Below are 16,990 nucleotides of genomic sequence, written 5' to 3'. Positions count from 1 at the left end.
AGCAAAAGGAAGCAGGGATGGTTACCGAGCTCACACTCCCTTACCCACCGTCGATAAATCATTACTTCAGCTACTACCAAGGACGTCCCGTGCTTTCAAAGGATGCGAGGACCTATCGTCATCAGGTTCGACGAATGGCGATCGCCGCTGGTATCAAACCTTTGATGGGACCGCTAGCGATTCGTATCGACATAACCCCGCCGGATGATCGTCGGCGCGACGCAGATAACGTACAAAAATCTGTACTCGATGCGTTACAACATGCCGGCGCTTTCTGGGATGACTCGCAAGTTGTCTGGTTACTCTCGATCAAGCACGAAGCGCAGAAGAGCGGCACAATCAGGGTTCAACTCAGCGATGAGACGTCGCAATCGCTTTCTCCCAGCATGGAGATCGCCTAGCCATGTCGCAACTCACCCGTTTCAGTCGCCCAATCGTCCGGCATTTCCCAAGTCTAAACCTTGTTGTTCGTTTCGATGATTCTGGGATTGCCATTCGTGCATACCGCTGTCGCAAATGGAAAAGCGTTAGCTGGGCTCAGCTTGCATCACTATCAGATGAGAACGAGCCTGTGGTTCGGTTTTGTGAAACGGACCATGGGTTGCGAGTCTTGAAATCGATGGGAGTAAGGGTACCAGCCAGCGACCAAGCAAATAAGGGTGGCGCAGCTTGACTCATCCAGCGATCACCTTATTGACAACATTGTATGATCCGTCCGATCTCATCCTCTTTCGTCCCGTGGAGACTTGGAATGAAAGTGGACGAAAACGTAGCCGCGTCGATTATCGCAATGTTTGCTATCGGCCCGCCAAGGCGACGACTCTTGAACAAACACTGGCTCGATTGGAAGCAAGTTCCGAGTCGGAGCGCACGAACTTGTTTTTCGGAGTCTGCCCCCGAGTAGGAAACAAAGGGCGATTCGACCTCGCTTGGCAGATTCGCGTTATTCGATGCCTGTGGGCCGATATTGATGGATGCACCGTTGCACAGTCCCTTGAACGATGCGCATCGCAGTCGATGCCTACACCTACGGCGATCGTTAGCAGTGGGAACGGTGTGCATCTTTACTGGCTGCTGGATCGCCCATTCCTAATCGACGACGCGGGCGATCCGCCTCCCATTGAAACGGAATGGGCTCTCGGCAGCGATGGGCGAAAGAAGCCGAGACGATACATGCTGGATGGTAATGATCGTGTTTTTGTGGATCAACGCCATCATTTGACCAAAACAAGCCCGAAAGCACTTCAGGCCCAAGACCTTTTAACTGGCATCGCGTCTGCCATCAGCGCCGATCATACAACGGACCTCACTCGGTTGCTCCGGCTTCCTGGCACATTGAATCGCAAAGATCAACGTAATGGTCGCGCACCGGGCAAAGCAGAATTAATCGAATGTGATGGAACCAGGCGGTATTCCCTCGAGGCATTTCAGAAGTTTGCAAAGACGAGCGAATCTACCAAGCGCCGGCGGCAGATCGAGGCGATGCCCTTGCCATCTGTTCGCAAACTATCGGCTGGAAAATCGGACAAGCTCTCGGAGTTGATTGCGGCTTGTGCGATCGCTCCCGATGGTGCACGTTCCGAGGCTGACTTCGCAGTCTGCTGCTATGCGATTCGAAACGGGATCGAGAAGGATGAGGTTTGGCATCGACTGCAATCGGTGGGTAAGTTCGCAGAGCAAGGTCGCCGCTACTTCGACTTAACCTGGGAAAGTGGCGAGTACGATGTGCGGGCTACGTTGTGCGATCGCTTGCAAAAGCGTTTGCCAAAGGAAAGTCCTACAGTAGCTGCGCCAACGGATGGCCAGCAGGCAGATGAGTCCGAAGAACGACGAACCATTACGATCGACTCGCGATCAACGCCTGTTGCCACGACCATGGACCAGATCACCGACCGACTACTTGCCACCGGCTCCTGTTTCAATCGGGTGGAACAAATGGTCGTGGTGAGGGAGCAATCGATCTCGCCGGTTCTCTCCTCGGCGGAATTGACAGGTCTACTCAACCAGCATGTCGAGTTCTATTTCGTGAATGACGATGGGGGTGAGTACAAGCCGCTCCCATCCTCGTATGCGAACACCTGGCTCAACAATGTGGGGCAAAGAGAACGCCTTCCAGCCATCCGGCTGTTTAGCCACAATCCGATCTACACAGAGGATTGGCGATTGGTCAGTCCTGGTTTCGATCCCCAGACTGGTTTCTTTTATGCTGGTCCTAACATCGAGCCCGTTGAGGGGACCAAGCATCTCGACGCATTGCTGCGAGACTTCTGTTGGCGGAAGCCGGCCGATCGCACTAATTACATAGGTATCCTGCTAACGGGGCTGCTAGTCTCACGCTTCATCGGTTCTAAGCCTGCTGTACTGTTCAACGGGAATCAACCCGAGCTAGGCAAATCGGTTCTTGCACAGATTCTGGCAATCCTCCGGGATGGCCATCATGTGGAGACTGCATCCTATAACGCGAACGACGAAGAGTTCGAGAAGCGACTGGGAACGATTGTCAGACGTGGTGTAACGACTATCATCATCGACAACGCGAAGGCACGCGGCCGCAATCCAAAGATCGACTCCGCCTGCCTCGAGCGATCCATCACCGATCCGATTCTGTCCTTTCGTCTGCTAGGATTCTCGCAAGAGATTCGCGCTGAGAACTCGCATCTATTCTGCATCACCGCCAACTCGCCTGATGTGAGTCGCGACCTTATCACTCGCTGCGTTGTTATCAACCTGGAATACGAGGGCGACCCATCTAGGCGTTCATTCTCGATGGATGATCCCGAGGCATACGTTCAAACGCATCGGCTGCAACTGCTCGGTGAGCTGGTAAACATGGTCGAACGCTGGAAAGCCAGTGGCATGCCTCTAGCCAAGATCCAAACTCGATTCAACAAGAAGGGCTGGGGCAACATCATCGGTGGAATTCTTGAAGCCAATGGTGAACCGGACTTCATGACCAATGCCGAAGATGCCGCCAGTGAAATGGATGAGACGCGCCGCGAGTTCGAAGAGCTCGTTACGGCGCTTGCGCATCATCCACAGGGGATCTGGTCTTCGTCTGAGTTAACCGACCTCGCAAACAAGCACTTTGTGCTGCAATCCGAACTCGGTGACGGGACTCCTCGCTCTCAGACCACACGCATGGGCAAGCTGGCAGGGCGATTCGTTGGCGAGCGTTTCAAGCTTGATGACGGCACCTTCGCGGTATTCAAGCGCTCGTTCAACGGCCAATACAACCAGTACCAGGTCTTCGTTGAGTCGGCCCACAATGACCGCTTAGGACTTCCGGACGTTGAAAATCAAACGTCCGGGAACGTCCGGGAAATGGAGCTGTTTTCATGATCAGTATCACAATCGCTGATAGCAGTTCGGCGTTCGATCACTTTCGCTGCTCCCACATGCGAGGCTCAGTGTCCACTTCCGGACGTTTAGGACATTTCCCGGACATAAAGATTTCGAAACGTCCTAACGTTTTACCCAGCATTTTCATTGGCGGTTTAGGACGTTCCGGACGTTCCGGACGTTTGTCAGGAGTTAGTTATTGGACGGGTAAACGTATGTGTATTTTCCCGTATGTAGATCGTATAGGGAAACACGTCCTAAACGTCCGGACGTCCGGGAATGCCTCAAACCACATTTCTCAGTCACCCCAAAATCGAAAGGTACCCGCGATATGAATCACGCATTTGAGTCTCGGTCCACCTTCTACAACGGCGTCCAGTTCCGTTCCCGTTTGGAAGCGCAATGGGCGTGCTTCTTCGATCAAGCGAAATGGAAGTGGGACTATGAGCCGTTTGACCTCGTTGGTTGGACGCCAAGCTTCCGTGTGGAGTTTCCATGCGGGCACTCCGAGTGCCCTGACACCCATGTGCTTTTGATCGACGTGCAACCCTTTGACGAAGTTGCAGCGTTTGCTGGCCGGCGCTGCATGGACTTCTCCTTTGGCGCTAGTAACAAGCCAAACGGCGATGAGGAAACGATTCCTGCCGACGCATCAGCCGCATTCGGAATCAATCCCGATGTGACCTATTGGGAAATGGGGCATGGCGCCGGTGGTGGTGCCGAGAACGTTCGCAACTGGACGCCAACGAATGCAAACGAACTCTGGAAGGCAGCAGGCAATATCATCCGAGACTACTCATGAGTAACCAAGCGCAATCGCAACGAATCGCACACGTTAGCGCACGTCGCAACCGAAGCACCGCATTCGTATGGAACGCCAAACCAACCGGAGAACGCGTCAGTGGGCCAACAGTGGCCCCCACGTTGCGTCTGCCAAAGTGGCACTCAGCAGCTTCGGTGCAACGAATAGTAATGGGTCCTACCCCGCCCTAAAACGCGTTCTAGGGCCGCGGGAACAGGAGCCTTACTAGACAGAGTTTGTTTTTTGGGTCCGGGCGACTTCCGCCCCATTTTTACAAGGAGATTTTCATGGATTTCGGCACATCTATGCGCCGGAAATTGAAGCGATTCAATGCAGCAGCCAGACGCTCGATTGCAAAACGCGAAGCGGGCGAGGTGGATTCGAAGCCATCAGAGCCCCAGCCAACAACCTGGGATGAAGCGTTGAAACGTGCGCTTCGAAAAGTACGAAGCAAGGCGTCGAGAAACGTGAACGTCAACGCGTTGAAAGCGAAGCCCGAGCCCATCAACGCCAAGTAATTCCACCAAAGATTAGAGATCTATTTCCAACACGAGTCCATCACGGAAGGATACCAGTATGTCAACCATCAATGCATTGCAGATTGAAATGTGGACCCTCGATCGCGTTCGTCCCTACGAAAACAACCCCCGCAACAACGATAAAGCCGTTGACGCCGTCGCTGCTTCGATTAAGGAGTATGGCTTCTCACAGCCAATCGTTGTCGATAGTGATAGTGTCATCATCGTCGGGCATACAAGATTGAAAGCCGCGCAGAAGCTCGGACTCGAGCGAGTGCCCGTTGTTGTAGCGGCGCACCTGTCGCCTGAGCAAGTCCGAGCCTACCGCATCGCAGATAACAAGACCGCTGAGATCGCGGAATGGAATTACGATCTGTTGCCGATCGAATTGTCGGCATTGCAGGAAGCAAACTACGACCTCGGGCTGCTTGGGTTTAACGCGGAGGAACTTGCGAAGCTGATGGATACCGGAGTCAACGAAGGCTTGACCGACCCGGACGAAATCCCGGAACCTCCAGATGCTGCGATCACTAAGCCAGGGGATCTTTGGATCCTCGGAAATCATCGTTTGCTCTGTGGGGATTCTTCGAGTCCTGCGGATCTAGATCGCTTATTGGCCGGCAATGCGATTCATCTTTGCAACACTGACCCTCCGTACAATGTCAAAGTGGAACCACGATCGAACAACGCGATCGCGGCCGGCCTATCCTCGTTCACCAACGACGCTGCGTCGGGGAAACTTAAGCAAGGGCAAGGGAACGCTGCTTCCTTTGGTGTCGATCATGAGACGGGGAAACCAAAGCACGCTGCAACGCATAAGAAGCTCCGGCCTAAGGATCGCCCCCTCGCGAACGACTTTGTTAGCGACAACGAGTTCGATCGATTGCTCGATGCGTGGTTTGGGAATATCGCACGCGTTCTGTTGCCTGGCCGGTGCTTCTACATCTGGGGAGGCTACGCCAACTGTGGCAACTACCCTCCGTTCCTTGCTAAGCATGGTTTGTATTTCTCCCAATCGATCATTTGGGACAAGCAGCATCCTGTTTTGACACGCAAAGACTTCATGGGCGCGCATGAATGGGCGTTCTACGGATGGAAGGAAGGGGCGGGGCATAAGTACTACGGGCCCAACAATGCAACCGATCTGTGGCAAGTAAAGAAGGTCAATCCGCAATCAATGATCCACCTCACCGAAAAGCCTGTGGAGCTTGCGATACGAGCCATGCAGTATTCGTCGCTCCCTGGCGAGAATGTGCTTGATCTCTTCGGTGGTAGCGGCTCGACCTTGATCGGCGCCGAGCAATGCGGTCGCAATGCCTTTTTGATGGAACTCGATTGCCTCTACGCCGACGTCATCGTTGATCGCTACCAGCGATTCACTGGCAAGCCGGCGATCTTGGAGCGGACCGGCGAGTCTCCGATTCCGATGCGTGCTGCGGACGCCAAGTAAGAGCTAAAGCTTGTGGCAGTGCCAATGCCCGTCTTCGAAGACGTAAAGGTAGTTCGCATCGCAGCCGCGTGCAAACGTCATGAGCGACATCCGGTCGCAGAGATGCTTTGGGGGTTGTGCCCGAGAGAAATACTCGGGTGCCCCATCGCTCGAGTTCAAACTTCGCAGTTCTCCTCCGGCGATCAACGCCGAGGCCTTCTCGATGGAGTTGTACCATTGGTTGAGAATCACCCCTGCATGTTCCGGATATCCATCGAAATGCAGGTAGGTAGCGTGGTAGCTCCCATCGCTATCGGAATGGGCAATCGTTGCTCGCGTCGACATGGTGTGGTCCCTACAGGATTCGGAGTTCTGGGAATCGATGATCTCAATACAGTCATCGGGAAGGGTCAGCATCAGGGAGCGGCCGTTGTCCCAATCCACCTCAACCTGCATCCAGTCTCGATGCTCATGAACCTCGGTGACGGTTCCAAGCATCCCGACCGGGATTGGATCGGGATCATCAGGCATCGAGACCAACCGTATGCGGTCGCCACTCTTCAATCGAATTCGCATGATTGCATCGCCTTCGGCTTATTTGGTGGAGACTGTAAAGCGTCCGCGCTCGGCTTTTACAAACCGGCTCGAATCGCCTTTGGCCAAGTCGCGAAGGATCACGCTGTAGAGGGTCGCGTGGGGAGTTTTTCCACCCGGGCTCGACCAGTACCCCTTCGCTTCCATGGCAGCAATCATCTGTTGCGTGTTCATGGGTTCTGTGGATTCGGAGAGGACCTTCAATGCCGCTTCGATGCAGCTCATTCGTTTTTTCCCAGTCGCCGCTGTTTCGGCCGCCGCCGATTCGTTTGCAGCAGGTTTGGTTTTACGAGGCTTCTTAAGAACGGCCACCTTGGTCGCGGACTCCCCGAACGATTCGACAGTTGCCGGCTCATTCTCGACCACGGTGACATTTCCCTCGGTGGTCACCTTGGCTTGGCCGGCTCGCGTCGTCACCTCCCCATGAAGACGCTGTGCGCTTTTGATAAGAATCTTCTTGCCTGTGGCCAGATTCGTGGCATCCCATCCGCCACGCGGTTTCTCAGCATCAATTCGGATTTCACAACGGTTGCCGGAAACATTCGCGTAATACTTGCCGCCGATCTTTACGTCTGCCTTCTTCATCTTGATCACCTCTTGTTCATGTTCGTGGTTGGCTGCCGTCTTCAGGCCGATCGAACCACCGATCGGCGACGCGGATCGCTTCCGCGTTTCGGCTTAGGAACCAAAGACCAAGTCGGAGAGTCCTTCGCAAAGAAAATCAACCACCACCTGAACCTCGGTGTTGACCGCAGCGACATCCAACCCGCGGTCGAAGTTGAACATCACCGCGCGATCGGAAAGGCGTTGGATCCAAAGCTTCGAAATCTTGCTCCTTCCCAATTCGTACGATTCGCATTCCGCGTGTTCCGAGAAGACCAGGGCATCGAATCGGTATTCGTTGTTGATCTTCCCTTGGACCCAAGAACCTCCTGCTCCAGGGGTTCGGTGGCTGATCTTGGTAATCGTCAGGTCGAGGTCGTGTTGAGTCATCTATGCATCTCTTCGTTTGGGTTATCAATTCGTTGGGGCGTATACACACATGAGCCATGCACTTTGATAAACAGCAAGGCAATTCAAAAAGTAGTTCGATGCTTTTTTGAAGAATGTTTCCGAGCCCCACAGTCGCAACCGTTTGGCCACAGTCGCATCGCATTGCATCTGGGGGAAATGACGCCAATCGAGAAAAGAACGCCCTCACGTCGCAAACGTGGGGCGATGTCGCGAAGCGGGCAATCATCATCGCTGTGGCGGCTTTCGAACCGCGTAAAGTTCGTAACCATCGACGCCCGAGACGGCGTAATCCCGTCCGTTGTATCCTCTTGCAATCAGCCGATTCCCTCGTCGCTCGACATACGCGACGGTCGTATTGAGCGAAGAGTCGTCAATCGATTCGATTTCGTACGAGACGTTCGCCTCTGGATAGGCCCGATCTCCGTCTTCGAGGTCGGTTACCAAATGAAGTTGTCCGATATACATTTGCGTTCAGCTATCCTTGTAGTTTTCCCAAGCCCTCTTGCTGCCGTAGCAGATTTGCCCCCCTTCGACGATGTAGACCGTTTGGTCGTCAGCGACATCTTGGTCATCGTCCTCATCCGATTCGTTCATGTCGCGCCCGCTCGTTACACCGCAGATACGGTTCTCAAAGGGCCAATTTTGCTGGGTCATCAATCGCACTTCCGCGTCGCCTCCGAACTCTTCGCGGTAGTCGTTCAGGATTTCGATCAAGGTGTCGAGCTTCATGTTGATTTCTCCTTCGTTATGTTCTTGGGTTTAGAGGATCTTGCCGAGGCGGCTGTTCTTCATGGCGTCCAACGCTTGGACCGCGTGGAAGTGTTCGGTGAGAAGCGGGCCGGCGCTGGGGGTTTGTTGTGCGTCGGCGACTTCGAGGGTTTCAGCCAAGGTCATCAGTCCCTCGATCGCCTTGTAGTAGGCTTCGCGGATCTCTTGGGCTTGGTGGGCGTCCATCGCCTTGAAGATTTGGCGAAGGGTCGCGTCGGTCGCTGCGTGTGGGTTGCTTGCGTTGGTCATGTTTGTGTCTCCGTTGGGAACTCGGTTTCGAATCGCTTACGCGATGACACCATGGAGCCATGCGGTTTAGATAACCTCAAGCCGAACATGCGAGGATTAATGGCAAATCTCACAGGTTTCTCTGATCTGCGACATGTCGCACAAAACGCGATATGCGACGACGCCGAAGACGATTGCCCACTATCTTTGAACTACTCAAGCCGACGCCATACTGGCGAAATGGTGGGCCAGAAAACGTCAAAACGCCGGGATTGTTTTCCCGGCGTTTCGTCTGGATTAGTCCTAGGCCGCGCGGTCGTACTTGCGGGCAAGCTCGATCAGCTTGGTCTTGATCGCCTTCCAATCCGGTTTGGTTTCCCCTGTGATCTCCCCGTAAACCTTGTCGCGAAGAGCGCCCTTGTACCAACCCTTGGTCCAACCGAGGCGGTAGAACAATCGGTTGATCTCCGTTTCCCCAAGGCCGGCGCCTGGTCTATCCCAGCAGCTTTTGGTTCCTTCCTTCTTGATGTAGTCCCAATCGCTGCAGCGTTTGGTGTTCAGGGCCAGCTCTACCAATCCCAAAACCATCATCAGGTATCCGACCACCTTGGTCTTGTTGAGAGTTCCTGCGAAAGCCCGAAATTCGATACGGTTTCTACCGGCAGCGAGGTGGGTAAGGTTCAGCAGGTGGTAGCGATCCGCTTCACATCGATTCTTCGCAGCGTCTTTGTCGCCGTATTGCTTGATCTGCTTGGTGTAGATCGTTTGTTCGCGGCGGCGAGTCCCAGTACTCGCGAAAATCGCTTTCTCGTGGTTGCCAACCAGGGAGATCAGTCGTGCGAGTGCCGCTGCGTCGCCACGCCAATCTATCGAAAGATGGAGACCACAGCTCGAATTGACTCGTCCCCCACGAGCGTTGATTTGGTCGATCGCTTCCTCGATTTCCTTGAGGCCATCGTAACCTTTCAGCTTGGGGCTTACGAACTCGCATCCTTTGCGGCATGGGCTCTCAGGGCGGATGCTACCATCGCGTTCCGCTTTCCATCCGTTTGGCAACCAAGGGACTTGGTATCCGTTGTGGTAGGGGCCGATTGGTGTGGTGTCACTGTTCGGAAGCGTCGTCTCAAATTCCAGACCAAAGAAAATTTCGTTTGCGTTCATGGTGATGTTCCTCTGGGGTGCAAGGTTTGTGTTTCGTCGCGTTCTTCGCGTCGCGACAACACACATGAAGCCTTGCGGGAGAGGAATCATCCAGCGAATTGCATCATGTTTTTCCAGCAATTTCGCATGTTCTTCGAGAAGCCACCGGTGCCCCAACATTACGCCACCGTCGCGTTCAAACATGCTTCGCATAACCAGGCGAAGTGGATGGGGAAACGCGACACGGCGCAAACAGTGGCCCCACGTTTTGAACTACCAAGTCACGGAGGAATGCGATGAGTGAAGACAAACAGCCGGTCGATCCGACGAGACTCTCGATCGAACAAGCCGCGAAACTTCTGTCCGCTGCCTACCGAGAACGGATCGATGCCGAGAAGATCCGAAGCGATCTCCATGAAGGTGCGCCCGCGAACGCCGATGGCACGATCAACCTCGTGAACTATAGCGCTTGGCAAGCAAAGGAGATGGGCCGTGGCGAGTGATCCTCGAAAACTAAAGCCAAGTGAGCTATGCCGGCTGCTCAACTCAACGCCGCTAGGCGAGGTGATCAGCGAGCGGCAGTTGTATCGTCATCGGCAACGCGCCGGCGCCCGTATCGGTGACAACAAGACGGTCGACCTCCTTCGCTACTGCGCCTGGATGCACGTCGTACGCCATACTCCCAAACAAAACTCAGGGGTCGATTCGTACGAAGCGATGAAGGAGCGAGCTCGAGCACGCAACGCAGCGCTCGCGCTAGCCGGCCGAGATATCGGTGAACTTCCGGTGGTAGACAATCCCGATCGGAAAGATCGCGCATCGCGAGACTTCCGATACTTTTGCGAGACCTACTTTCCGCTCACGTTTCATCTCGCATGGTCTCCGGACCATATCAAGGTCATCAACAAAATTGAGCAAGCTGTTGTCCATGGGGGATTGTTTGCCTTGGCGATGGCACGTGGCAGTGGAAAATCGTCGATCGCAGAAGTCGCTTGCATCTGGGCAGTGCTCTACGGACATCGGAACTTCGTCTGTCTGATCGGTAGCGACGAAGGCCACGCCTGCGACATGCTCGATTCGATCAAAACCGAACTCGACAGCAACGAGCTGCTTTTAGCCGACTTCCCCGAGGTTTGTTTTCCCATCCAAGCCCTCGATGGAATCTCAAATCGCGCGAATGGTCAGCTCTATAAAGGCAAACGCACGCAGATCGGATGGACCGCCAAAGAGGTTGTGCTGCCAACCATCGAAGGTAGCAGTGCCAGCGGAGCGATTATCAAGGTCGCTGGCCTAACCGGTCGTATCCGTGGAATGAAGTTCAAGCGCCCCGATGGTCGAACGGTCCGTCCAAGCCTCGTGGTGCTCGATGACCCGCAAACCGATGAGAGTGCGCGTTCGCTTTCGCAATGTGCAAATCGCGAAAGCATTCTTGCCGGTGCAGTGCTCGGTTTGGCTGGCCCGGGGAAGAAGATCTCAGGCATCATGCCCTGCACGGTGATTCGCCCTGGTGATATGGCCGACAATATCCTCGATCGCAATCGACATCCCGAATGGAATGGCGAACGAACCAAGATGGTTTACTCCTTCCCAAAGAACGAAACACTTTGGGAACGCTATGCCGAGATCCGCGCGGAAGGGATGCGAGGTGGTGATGGTGGTGAAGCAGCCACCGAATTCTATCGTCAGAACCAAGCGGCTATGGATGACGGCGCTGTTGTCGCTTGGCAGGAGCGATTTAACTACGATGAACTTTCGGCAATCCAGCATGCTATGAACCTCAAGCTTCAGGATGAAGCTGCGTTCTTCGCTGAATACCAGAACCAACCGCTGCCAGCCGAGACGGTTAGCGATGGGATGCTCAAACCCGCAGAGGTTGCAAGCAAGATCAACCGCTTGGATCGCGGCTTGGTTTCCATCGGAGCAAACCACCTCACCGCATTCATCGACGTCCAGCAGAAATTGCTCTTCTATGTAGTCGCTGCCTGGGAGGATGATTTCACAGGCTATATCATTGACTACGGTTGCTATCCCGATCAGCAGCGTCCGTACTTCACATTACGGGAAGCTCGGCAAACGTTGAGTTCCGAGGCAATGGGAACTGGGCTCGAGGGATCGATCTACGCCGGCCTTGAATCGCTGACATCCAATCTACTCGATCGCGAGTGGCAACGAGACGATGGGGCTGCAATGCGAATCGGTCGCTGCTTGATCGACGCCAACTGGGGCCAATCGACTGATGTGGTCTATCAGTTCTGCCGGCAATCCAAACATGCCGCCGTGATCATGCCGAGCCACGGGAGATTCGTAGGTGCTTCAAGTCAACCGTTCAGCGAGTATCGACGTCGGCCCGGAGACCGGGTCGGTCTCAACTGGCGCGTGCCCAACGTAAATGGCAAGCGCGCCATCCGACACGTGCTCTATGACACCAACTGGTGGAAATCATTCATCAACGCTCGAATGCGAGTCTCCATGGGCGATCGCGGCTGCTTATCGCTTTTTGGTAGCAACGCCGAAACCCACCGTATGCTCTCCGAGCATCTCACGTCCGAATATTTCATCAAAACGGAAGGGCGTGGCCGATCAGTTGACGAATGGAAGCAGCGACCCGAGCAGCCCGACAACCACTGGTTCGACTGTTTGGTAGGCACTGCCGTTGCGGCATCCATGCAAGGCGTTGTGCTCTTTGGTACCGATCGAGATGTTCCCGAGAAGCGAAATCGACTGAGTTTCAAGGAAATGCAGGGGCGACGACGGGTTTGATGTGGTTTCTCGCTTTGGAAGCGAAACCCATTCAAATTGACTTGTACGGAAATATGCCGTACAGTAGTAGTGAATCAAGGAGCAAGTGATGGCAACTGTGAACGGTACCTCAAAGTCGGCTCGAATCGAGACTCGAGTGTCTCAAGAGCAGAAAGATCTAATCGAGCGGGCTGCCGCATTCAGTGGTCGGACTGTTTCTGAATTTGTACTCGCTCATGTTGAAGTCGCTGCAAAGAAAGTGATCGATGAGCATGAGAAGGTGCACTTGGACCAAGCGCAAAGCAAAATTCTGGTCGAGGCACTTCTTGCACCCAAGAAGCCAAACAAGAAGTTGAAGCTTGCCATGGAGAGCTATCGCAAGCAGGTCGAAAGTCGATGAGCGACTTCGTTTGTGAACCGCTTGGCAATCAACACGATCGATCGCAATTTGATTGTGGCGTGCCAGTTCTCAACGAATACCTAGCCAAGTATGCGAAACAAGATGTGAAACGAAAGGCGTCGGCGGTCTTTGTCTTGGTCAAGAGCATGGAGCCGAAGCGAGTGATCGGTTATTACACTCTGTGTGCGACATCGGTAGCCCTTGCTGAGTTACCCGATGAGGTTACAAGAAAACTTCCCCGCTATCCCGAGATTCCCGCGATACTCATAGGACGACTGGCTCGAGACATCAATCAGCCTGGCGTCGGCACGCTACTATTGTCCGATGCAATCACACGATGCGTCCGAGTGGCAAGTGAGATCGCGGCAAGCCTTATCGTTGTCGATTCCAAAGGGGAAACCGCAACGCATTTCTATGAGAAGTTCGGTTTTATCTCGCTACCGAAATTACCTGATCGGATGTTTCTTCCAATGCTGACGGCAGAGACACTCTAATCTAGCGGCATTCACCGCGCTAAGTCCCACAGTCATGGCTCTCGTTCACGTCATGTAGGCTGTGAATCAAACTATTTCCCAAATTCTGTCCGTCGCTTTCGCCAGTTTGCATGTTTCGTGAGTAGTTCAAGGGGTAGAGAGACACAGCTACCTTTGACAATGGACGGAACTTCTAATGCCAGACGATCTGAGGGACTCCATTCGCGAGAGTGCGAAGGCACCCGCGAAGGCATCGGGCGATGCCGGAAGCGTCGAGCAGCATAAGCTCACCGAGCAGATCGCGGCAGACAAGTATCTAGCGTCCAAGGCAGCCGCCTCTCAACCAAAGCGTGGTCTTCGATTCAACAAGCTCGTGCCACCGGGTGCGGACTAATCGTTCGCACCTGATCGAGCTTGTTTCTATTGGCAGGGGTGTCGGGTTTCACAGTAGGGATTGATTCACGGATGTTGAAGTTGTTATCAAGGATGTTGAGCAAGAACGGTGATCGAGTTGATCGATCGCTCGTCCGTGGACGCTCGACCCGACACCCCTGGTCGATGATGAGACTGCTGGGACGCTATGACGCTGCGACCACCACGGTCGACAACGTTCGCCACTGGGCAGCCGCTGACGGACTATCGGCCAGTGCGGCCAATAGCCCTGAAGTGCGTCGCACGCTACGCAACCGTTCGCGATACGAGATCGCTAACAATTCTTATGCTCGCGGTATCTCGCTGACTCTGGCCAACGACTGTGTTGGTACCGGACCTCGATTGCAGATGCTGACTGCGGATGCGTTTGCCAACCGTTTTGTTGAACAGGAGTTCTTTGCTTGGGCTGATGCAGTTGGCCTCGCAGAGAAACTACGCACGATGCGGCTTGCTCGCGTTTCAGACGGTGAATCGTTTGGTTTGCTAACCAGTAACCCGAGAATTGATTCGCCGGTTCAACTTGATCTAAAGCTGGTCGAGGCCGAACAGGTTAGTTCGCCTCTCTTGGCCTTTGACAGCTATCGCTATCTCGATGGCATCCGCTTTGATGAGCATGGCAATCCGATTTCATACGATGTGCTCCGAGAACATCCAGGTGATGACGCATTCTCATTGACAGAGAACTATGACACGATCGACGCCAGTTCGGTCCTTCACTATTTTCGCAGTGATCGGCCAGGGCAGATTCGTGGTATTCCTGACATTACGCCAGCGCTGCCACTCTTCGCACAACTTCGTCGATTCACTCTAGCAGTGCTTGCTGCCGCAGAAACAGCAGCTGACTTTGCCGGGATTCTCTACACCGACGCGCCCGCAGGTGGCGAAGCCGACGCCGCGGAACCGTTCGAGCCGATCGAACTGGAGAAGCGAGCGCTCCTAACGATGCCTGGCGGTTGGAAGATGGCTCAGATGCACGCTGAGCAACCGGCGACCACGTACGCCGAGTTCAAGCGTGAGATTCTCAACGAAATCGCACGTTGTTTGAACATGCCGTTCAATGTCGCCGCTGGAAATTCGTCGGGCTACAACTACGCATCTGGGCGACTCGACCATCAAACCTACTTCAAGTCGATCCGTGTCGAGCAGTCTCAAATGGCTCGCACCATTCTGGATCGCATTCTGTACGCATGGCTGCGCGAAGCGGTTCTCATCGAAGGCTATCTGCCTAACTCGCTTCGCACTCTCGACTCGTCGTTCGAGCATCAATGGTTTTGGGACGGACATGAGCATGTCGACCCAGCCAAAGAAGCCAATGCCCAGAAAATCCGCCTCGCCAATCATACGACCACTCTGCGCCCTGTGCAAAAACTAGATTGCATCGAGCAAGGTGATTTTCCGAACGAAATAGGTAAGGGATCGAGAGCAGTTGGAATCACGTTTGAGATAGCACATTGATCATTTTTGGACACAGATGGCTGCGGTGCAGATGGATGTTCGCGTCGTGCGCAGCAGTAAGCACAAACCTGAAGTGAACGTATCAAAGGAAGTGGAACGATGACTTGAGCTACGCCGCTCTGCGGCTATAGCTCTTGAGCAGTCCACCGAGCCGTTCTTTGCAACGAATCTCAGAAATCGGAATCGATACGGCTTCGGATTGTGTCGTTCCAGACTTCGATCGTTTCTTCGTTCTCGTACCGTCAATCACAAGCTCGTTCTCCAGTCCCTGATGCGGCCGTTCTTCGTGATAGTAGTCTTTGAATTCTTGGCACAGGAGGTCCATGTGTTTGTGGCCAAAAACGACGAAATGGTCGAGACATTCTTGCTTGATCGTTTGAACGAATCGTTCGGCAAAGGCGACCATGTTCGGGGATCGGATCGGAGTTCGTTGGATTTTGATTTTTCCCTTTTCAAATACGTCCATGAACAGCTTGGAGTACTTTGCGTCGTTGTCGAGCATCAGGATCTTGCATTTCGGACCTCCCGCCTTTGTCGACTCGATAAACGTTGTCGCTTGCTGAACCATCCATTGCTCATCTGGCTTGTAGGTCGACGGCGAAATGTAGACGCGACGTGTTTCAACGTTGATAAAGATCAAAACAAAGATGTCTCGAAGGCCAGCCTTCGAAACGATCTTCTTCGAGAAGAAGTCGCATTGCCAAAGCGTTTTCGCATGGCGATTGACGAACTCGTCCCAAGTGCCCGGTCCTCGCTTAGGGCCTGACTCGAAGCCATTGCGTTTGAGAATGTTTTTGACCGTGTTGCGCGTTACCGATTCGATCCCAAGTTTCTTTAGTTCGCCGAGGATCCTGGTGTAGCCCCAGGAATTGTCTTTGGCCAGTTTAAGGATCAGTTTCTCGATATCCTTTGCAGTCCGGGGACGGCCGCTTTTGCCTTTTCGGCGCGCCTTGGATTTTGCTGCGGCTTCGCGAATCCAGCGATGGATGGTCCCGGGGTGAACAATCGTGGCCAACTCATTGAGTGCCGAACCAAGATTTTTGGCAAAACGAATCAGGCGGTTCTTCTCGCGTTCAGTTAGACTGATCCGACCAGGAAGCCGACTGCGAAGGATTTGGTTCTCCGCCTTGAGGTAGTTGACCTGGCGGGCAAGTTCCCTGTCCGTTGACCCGGCAATGACGAGCAAGAGGGATGTGTAAACGTTGCGGAAGCTTGCCATGATGAAAAGCCGTGAATTCCCGAGAAATACATAGGCGGAGCGCACTTTTTGCACCCCGGATGTGGGTCTAGGATAGTTCGACGGCTGCATGTAACAACTGCTTCATGGCGGTGCAGCCGGTTCGCAGTGATTGCTAAGTAGTATGTCGCATGCGTTCGAGACCGATGCGGGGCACCGATGTAACCCGAAAGCGGTTAACGACTGTTCAAACAAGAACTTATGTGCAGGTCGCGGAAAGCTAAAATGACTAAAAACGCGCGCAGCGAAAGTCCTGACTGTTAAGCAGATTTTCCGTAACGCGGCACACCTTTTACGACCGAGCGATTCGGTCTCGAACTCCGTAAGCCCTCGTTTTTCAAGCAGTTGCGAAATCGACTTCTCCGAGAAGGTTCCTTATCAGGGTCGGTCCGGGGAGGTTCCGCACCCCAACCGCCTCTTGA

Annotated in this window: 20 protein-coding genes and 1 other RNA gene; 12 read left to right on the top strand and 9 right to left on the bottom strand. The window is 53.9% G+C overall.

Annotation, left to right across the window (positions count from 1 at the left end; genetic code table 11):
- Positions 1 to 17 precede the first annotated feature (17 nt).
- From VN12_RS05820 to VN12_RS05800, 5 genes are all read left to right on the top strand, one after another.
- The gene (locus VN12_RS05820) at positions 18 to 401 is read left to right on the top strand and encodes a RusA family crossover junction endodeoxyribonuclease (protein WP_146675942.1); all 384 of its coding nucleotides are present in this window, start codon (positions 18 to 20) and stop codon (positions 399 to 401) included.
- A 292-nt stretch (positions 402 to 693) separates the two neighbouring features.
- Positions 694 to 3,339, top strand: a complete 2,646-nt coding sequence (locus VN12_RS05815) for a hypothetical protein (protein WP_146675941.1) — start codon at positions 694 to 696, stop codon at positions 3,337 to 3,339.
- A 331-nt stretch (positions 3,340 to 3,670) separates the two neighbouring features.
- On the top strand, positions 3,671 to 4,141 hold the full coding sequence (locus tag VN12_RS05810) for a hypothetical protein (protein WP_146675940.1): 471 nt from the start codon (positions 3,671 to 3,673) through the stop codon (positions 4,139 to 4,141).
- A gap of 287 nt (positions 4,142 to 4,428) precedes the next feature.
- The gene (locus tag VN12_RS05805; protein WP_146675939.1) at positions 4,429 to 4,659 is read left to right on the top strand and encodes a hypothetical protein; all 231 of its coding nucleotides are present in this window, start codon (positions 4,429 to 4,431) and stop codon (positions 4,657 to 4,659) included.
- Positions 4,660 to 4,717: 58 nt separating this feature from the next.
- Entirely contained in the window at positions 4,718 to 6,109 is a 1,392-nt protein-coding gene (locus VN12_RS05800; RefSeq protein ID WP_205855200.1) for a DNA modification methylase, read from the top strand.
- A 3-nt stretch (positions 6,110 to 6,112) separates the two neighbouring features.
- On the opposite strand, the gene VN12_RS05795 is transcribed toward VN12_RS05800, so the two are convergent.
- The 8 genes from VN12_RS05795 to VN12_RS05760 form a co-directional block, all read right to left on the bottom strand.
- Positions 6,113 to 6,664: a DUF4314 domain-containing protein gene (locus VN12_RS05795; RefSeq protein WP_146675938.1), complete on the bottom strand. Its 552-nt coding sequence runs from the start codon at positions 6,662 to 6,664 to the stop codon at positions 6,113 to 6,115.
- An 18-nt stretch (positions 6,665 to 6,682) separates the two neighbouring features.
- Positions 6,683 to 7,267, bottom strand: a complete 585-nt coding sequence (locus tag VN12_RS05790; RefSeq protein ID WP_146675937.1) for a winged helix-turn-helix domain-containing protein — start codon at positions 7,265 to 7,267, stop codon at positions 6,683 to 6,685.
- 26 nt (positions 7,268 to 7,293) lie between these two features.
- Positions 7,294 to 7,361, bottom strand: an RNA gene (locus VN12_RS05785) — hammerhead ribozyme type II.
- Positions 7,361 to 7,675, bottom strand: coding sequence for a hypothetical protein (locus VN12_RS05780; RefSeq protein ID WP_146675936.1), 315 nt, complete (start codon positions 7,673 to 7,675; stop codon positions 7,361 to 7,363). Before VN12_RS05780 ends, VN12_RS05785 begins: the two co-directional genes overlap by 1 nt.
- Before the next feature lie 246 nt (positions 7,676 to 7,921).
- Positions 7,922 to 8,161 carry a hypothetical protein gene (locus VN12_RS05775; protein WP_146675935.1) on the bottom strand — a complete coding sequence of 80 codons (240 nt, stop codon included), beginning with the start codon at positions 8,159 to 8,161 and terminating at the stop codon, positions 7,922 to 7,924.
- 6 nt (positions 8,162 to 8,167) lie between these two features.
- A complete protein-coding gene (locus VN12_RS05770; RefSeq protein ID WP_146675934.1) occupies positions 8,168 to 8,425 on the bottom strand; it encodes a hypothetical protein in 258 nt (85 codons plus the stop codon).
- A gap of 30 nt (positions 8,426 to 8,455) precedes the next feature.
- Complete coding sequence (locus tag VN12_RS05765) at positions 8,456 to 8,713, bottom strand: hypothetical protein (RefSeq protein ID WP_146675933.1); 258 nt, start codon at positions 8,711 to 8,713, stop codon at positions 8,456 to 8,458.
- Between the two features lie 282 nt (positions 8,714 to 8,995).
- Positions 8,996 to 9,853, bottom strand: coding sequence for an amidoligase family protein (locus tag VN12_RS05760; protein WP_168164243.1), 858 nt, complete (start codon positions 9,851 to 9,853; stop codon positions 8,996 to 8,998).
- Between the two features lie 105 nt (positions 9,854 to 9,958).
- Between VN12_RS05760 and VN12_RS25705 the strand changes: the two genes are divergently transcribed.
- From VN12_RS25705 to VN12_RS05730, 7 genes are all read left to right on the top strand, one after another.
- A complete protein-coding gene (locus VN12_RS25705) occupies positions 9,959 to 10,132 on the top strand; it encodes a hypothetical protein (protein WP_168164242.1) in 174 nt (57 codons plus the stop codon).
- A complete protein-coding gene (locus VN12_RS05755) occupies positions 10,129 to 10,335 on the top strand; it encodes a hypothetical protein (protein ID WP_146675931.1) in 207 nt (68 codons plus the stop codon). The genes VN12_RS25705 and VN12_RS05755 overlap by 4 nt, the downstream gene beginning before the upstream one ends.
- On the top strand, positions 10,325 to 12,592 hold the full coding sequence (locus VN12_RS05750; RefSeq protein WP_146675930.1) for a terminase gpA endonuclease subunit: 2,268 nt from the start codon (positions 10,325 to 10,327) through the stop codon (positions 12,590 to 12,592). The genes VN12_RS05755 and VN12_RS05750 overlap by 11 nt, the downstream gene beginning before the upstream one ends.
- An 88-nt stretch (positions 12,593 to 12,680) precedes the next feature.
- A complete protein-coding gene (locus VN12_RS05745; RefSeq protein ID WP_146675929.1) occupies positions 12,681 to 12,971 on the top strand; it encodes a DUF1778 domain-containing protein in 291 nt (96 codons plus the stop codon).
- Entirely contained in the window at positions 12,968 to 13,465 is a 498-nt protein-coding gene (locus tag VN12_RS05740; RefSeq protein WP_146675928.1) for a GNAT family N-acetyltransferase, read from the top strand. The genes VN12_RS05745 and VN12_RS05740 overlap by 4 nt, the downstream gene beginning before the upstream one ends.
- Before the next feature lie 175 nt (positions 13,466 to 13,640).
- A complete protein-coding gene (locus VN12_RS05735) occupies positions 13,641 to 13,838 on the top strand; it encodes a hypothetical protein (RefSeq protein WP_146675927.1) in 198 nt (65 codons plus the stop codon).
- A gap of 71 nt (positions 13,839 to 13,909) precedes the next feature.
- On the top strand, positions 13,910 to 15,331 hold the full coding sequence (locus VN12_RS05730; protein ID WP_146675926.1) for a phage portal protein: 1,422 nt from the start codon (positions 13,910 to 13,912) through the stop codon (positions 15,329 to 15,331).
- A gap of 109 nt (positions 15,332 to 15,440) precedes the next feature.
- On the opposite strand, the gene VN12_RS05725 is transcribed toward VN12_RS05730, so the two are convergent.
- Positions 15,441 to 16,550, bottom strand: coding sequence for an integrase core domain-containing protein (locus tag VN12_RS05725; RefSeq protein WP_168164241.1), 1,110 nt, complete (start codon positions 16,548 to 16,550; stop codon positions 15,441 to 15,443).
- Positions 16,551 to 16,990 lie beyond the last annotated feature (440 nt).

The sequence above is a fragment of the Pirellula sp. SH-Sr6A genome (genome assembly GCF_001610875.1).
In the GTDB taxonomy this organism is placed as follows: Bacteria; Planctomycetota; Planctomycetia; order Pirellulales; family Pirellulaceae; genus JBKCUI01.
Note: the sequence above shows the minus strand (reverse complement) of the source record. Positions and strands in the feature narration are given on the sequence as shown.

Bases quoted from the DNA above. Each gene is read 5' to 3' on its own strand.
- VN12_RS05795 (WP_146675938.1), bottom strand. From the start codon at position 6,664: ATGCGAATTCGATTGAAGAGTGGCGACCGCATACGGTTGGTCTCGATG.
- VN12_RS05740 (WP_146675928.1), top strand. From the start codon at position 12,968: ATGAGCGACTTCGTTTGTGAACCGCTTGGCAATCAACACGATCGATCG.
- VN12_RS05755 (WP_146675931.1), top strand. From the start codon at position 10,129: ATGAGTGAAGACAAACAGCCGGTCGATCCGACGAGACTCTCGATCGAA.
- VN12_RS05730 (WP_146675926.1), top strand. From the start codon at position 13,910: ATGTTGAAGTTGTTATCAAGGATGTTGAGCAAGAACGGTGATCGAGTT.
- VN12_RS05760 (WP_168164243.1), bottom strand. From the start codon at position 9,853: ATGAACGCAAACGAAATTTTCTTTGGTCTGGAATTTGAGACGACGCTT.
- VN12_RS05735 (WP_146675927.1), top strand. From the start codon at position 13,641: ATGCCAGACGATCTGAGGGACTCCATTCGCGAGAGTGCGAAGGCACCC.
- VN12_RS05770 (WP_146675934.1), bottom strand. From the start codon at position 8,425: ATGAAGCTCGACACCTTGATCGAAATCCTGAACGACTACCGCGAAGAG.
- VN12_RS05775 (WP_146675935.1), bottom strand. From the start codon at position 8,161: ATGTATATCGGACAACTTCATTTGGTAACCGACCTCGAAGACGGAGAT.
- VN12_RS25705 (WP_168164242.1), top strand. From the start codon at position 9,959: ATGTTTTTCCAGCAATTTCGCATGTTCTTCGAGAAGCCACCGGTGCCC.
- VN12_RS05805 (WP_146675939.1), top strand. From the start codon at position 4,429: ATGGATTTCGGCACATCTATGCGCCGGAAATTGAAGCGATTCAATGCA.
- VN12_RS05820 (WP_146675942.1), top strand. From the start codon at position 18: ATGGTTACCGAGCTCACACTCCCTTACCCACCGTCGATAAATCATTAC.
- VN12_RS05745 (WP_146675929.1), top strand. From the start codon at position 12,681: ATGGCAACTGTGAACGGTACCTCAAAGTCGGCTCGAATCGAGACTCGA.
- VN12_RS05790 (WP_146675937.1), bottom strand. From the start codon at position 7,267: ATGAAGAAGGCAGACGTAAAGATCGGCGGCAAGTATTACGCGAATGTT.
- VN12_RS05810 (WP_146675940.1), top strand. From the start codon at position 3,671: ATGAATCACGCATTTGAGTCTCGGTCCACCTTCTACAACGGCGTCCAG.
- VN12_RS05765 (WP_146675933.1), bottom strand. From the start codon at position 8,713: ATGACCAACGCAAGCAACCCACACGCAGCGACCGACGCGACCCTTCGC.
- VN12_RS05780 (WP_146675936.1), bottom strand. From the start codon at position 7,675: ATGACTCAACACGACCTCGACCTGACGATTACCAAGATCAGCCACCGA.
- VN12_RS05725 (WP_168164241.1), bottom strand. From the start codon at position 16,550: ATGGCAAGCTTCCGCAACGTTTACACATCCCTCTTGCTCGTCATTGCC.
- VN12_RS05800 (WP_205855200.1), top strand. From the start codon at position 4,718: ATGTCAACCATCAATGCATTGCAGATTGAAATGTGGACCCTCGATCGC.